Genomic DNA, 524 nt, shown 5'->3' with positions numbered 1-524 from the left:
TTGTTTACTCAGATTCAATTACATACGCCTCCAGTCAATTAGTACAATCATTACAATCAGACTATCAGATAAACTTAGTTAAAGTCACCTTTATGATTGACTAAATGTTTTGACATACGACAACATCAGGGTTTGAAGACTTCCTCAAGACAGACCTGTATGATTACGCGCTTGTAATTTTCTCAATGCCAACTTGAATTTCATTTATTAATGATGCAACTTTTCCATGCTATTCAATGCTTGCGAAGTTAGTCCTATTTAAGAGATTACGTTCACACTATTTACTATTCGATTTTCCAGCTTTCCAACTATGCTTTTCTAATCTTTTTTGTGCTATAAATTCTACTGCTTCAAAAATACATACTGCACTGATGAACCAGCTTAGGAAACCAACAACAATGCTAATCAACCACATGTGCGTCATATGTAACATCATCCATGTAACTAAAATACAAACTAATACCCCTGTCATACCAAACACTGCGCCACGACTTACATGCACAGCGACTTTATCACCATATTGC

General features: G+C 35.3%; 1 protein-coding gene. It reads right to left on the bottom strand.

The window, feature by feature from the left end:
- Positions 1 to 277 precede the first annotated feature (277 nt).
- The coding region (locus IDG60_RS27265; protein WP_206160432.1) for a DUF3147 family protein at positions 278 to 524 on the bottom strand (247 nt) is incomplete at its 5' end.

This window comes from Staphylococcus sp. EG-SA-2 (assembly GCF_017152085.1).
Note: the sequence above shows the minus strand (reverse complement) of the source record. Positions and strands in the feature narration are given on the sequence as shown.